The organism is Paracoccus sp. FO-3 (assembly GCF_006386455.1).
GTDB lineage: Bacteria > Pseudomonadota > Alphaproteobacteria > Rhodobacterales > Rhodobacteraceae > Paracoccus > Paracoccus versutus.
Window position 1 is genome coordinate 1 of sequence record NZ_VCBQ01000233.1, and the last position, 2,070, is coordinate 2,070.

Here is a 2,070-nt window from a genome sequence, read left to right on the forward strand (position 1 = left end):
CCCCCCTCGGCGCCCCGCCCCGCCCGCGGCCCCCATGACACCCCCCGGCGCGCAGCAACAAGCGCCCCGGCCCATCCCCGCATCCCGGTGAGGACGATGATTTCCACCATGATCCCTTCGCGCGGCCTGATCGAGGAAGCCTTTCCGGGCTTCGCCGTCTCGGCGCTGGTCGCGGCCACGGCGCAGTTCCTGTCGGATCATTACGGCGCCCCCGCCATGCTGATGGCGCTGCTTTTGGGCCTGGCGCTGAACTTCCTGGCCGAGGAGGGCACCCGCACCGCCCCCGGCATCGCCTTTACCGCGCGCACCGTGCTGCGGCTGGGGGTGGCGCTTCTGGGCGCGCGCATCTCGGCCGGCATGCTGGCGGCGCTGGGGCCGGGCGCCATCGCGCTGGTGGCGGCGGGCGTGGTGCTGACCATCCTGTTCGCCCTTGCCGCCAGCCGGCTGGCCGGCCGCGGCTGGCGCTTTGCGCTGCTGACCGGCGGCTCGGTGGCGATCTGCGGCGCCTCGGCGGCCATGGCCATCGCCGCCGTCCTGCCCCGGCACGAGAAATCCGAGCGCGACCTGGTCTTCACCGTGCTCTCCGTCACCGTGCTTTCGACCGTGGCCATGGTGCTCTACCCGATGCTGGCCGGGCTTTTCGGCTTCACCGCCCGCGATTCCGGCGTCTTCCTGGGCGGCACCATCCATGACGTCGCCCAGGTGGTCGGCGCCGGCTTCTCGATCGGCCCCGAGGCGGGCGAGACCGCGACCCTGGTCAAGCTGATCCGCGTCGCCATGCTGGCGCCGGTGGTGCTGTGCTTTTCCCTGGCGATCCGGGCGCGCGGGCTTTCGGACCGCCGGGGCGGCAAGGCGCCGCCGCTGCTGCCGGGCTTCGTCATCGGCTTTCTCGCGCTCGCCACGCTCAACAGCCTGGGGCTGGTGCCGCCGGCGGTCTCGGACTTCGCCGGGCAGCTGTCCCGCTGGGCATTGCTGATCGCCATCGCCGCGGTCGGCATCAAGACCTCGCTCGGCAAGATGCTCGAGGTCGGCGCCGGCGCCATCGGGCTGATCGTGGCCGAGACCGTGTTCCTGGGCGTCTTCGTCGTCGCCGGCCTGCATTTCCTGGGGTAAGAGATGAAACCGCTCGAGCGCATCCACCAGACCGCCAAGGCGCTGGACCGCCACATCATCCTGTCCGAGGGCGACGACCCGCGCGTGGCCGAGGCCGCCCGCCGGCTGCTGGCCGAGGGGCTGGCGCGCGTCACCCTGATGGGCGGGCCCGAGATCCCCGGCGCCCGCCGCATCGACCCGGCCGGCGCGCCCGACCTGGCGGAACTGGCCGACCATTGGCACCGCATGCGCGCGGCCAGGGGCATGACCGGCGAACGCGCGCTGGCCGAGATGCGCGACCCGATCCGCCAGGCGGCGATGCGGGTGCGGCTGGGCCAGGCCGACGGCACGCTGGGCGGCGCCGTCGCCACCACCGCCGACACCGTCCGCGCCGCATTGCAGATCATCGGCCGGGCCCCCGATGCCGGCATCGTGTCGAGCTTTTTCCTGATGCTGTCCTGCGGGCCGGGCGCGCCGATCAGGGGCGGCATGATCTTTGCCGATTGCGGGCTGGTGATCCAGCCCGACGCGCAGGAGCTCGCCGCCATCGCGCTTTCGGCCGCCGAAAGCTGCCGCCGGCTGCTGGCCGAGGAGCCGCGGGTGGCGCTGCTGTCCTTCTCGACCGCGGGCTCGGCCGACCACCCGAGCCTCGGCCGGCTGCGCGAGGCGCTGGCGCTGATCCGCGCCGCGGCCCCGGATCTCGAGGTGGATGGCGAGATGCAGTTCGACGCCGCGCTGGACGAGGCGATCCGGGCGAGGAAGGCGCCGGCCAGCCGGCTGTCGGGGCGGCCGAACGTCTTCGTCTTTCCCGACCTCGCCGCGGGCAATATCGGCTACAAGATCGCCGAGCGCCTGGGCGGCCTCACCGCCATCGGGCCCATCCTGCAGGGACTGGCAAAACCCGCAAACGACCTCTCGCGAGGATGCTCCGTCAAAGACATCGTCGACGCAGCAGCCGTAACAGCCGTCCAGACAGCA

2 protein-coding genes are annotated in these 2,070 nt (G+C 72.8%); both read left to right on the plus strand.

Annotated elements, in window-relative coordinates:
* The first annotated feature begins 96 nt into the window (after nucleotides 1–96).
* A complete protein-coding gene (locus tag FE811_RS26615) occupies nucleotides 97–1,113 on the plus strand; it encodes a YeiH family protein (protein ID WP_072462047.1) in 1,017 nt (338 codons plus the stop codon).
* 3 nt (nucleotides 1,114–1,116) lie between these two features.
* The coding region (locus tag FE811_RS26620; RefSeq protein WP_140849504.1) for a phosphate acetyltransferase at nucleotides 1,117–2,070 on the plus strand (954 nt) is incomplete at its 3' end.

Excerpts from the sequence above, each read along its gene's own strand:
- FE811_RS26615 (WP_072462047.1), top strand. The coding sequence starts at position 97 with ATGATTTCCACCATGATCCCTTCGCGCGGCCTGATCGAGGAAGCCTTT.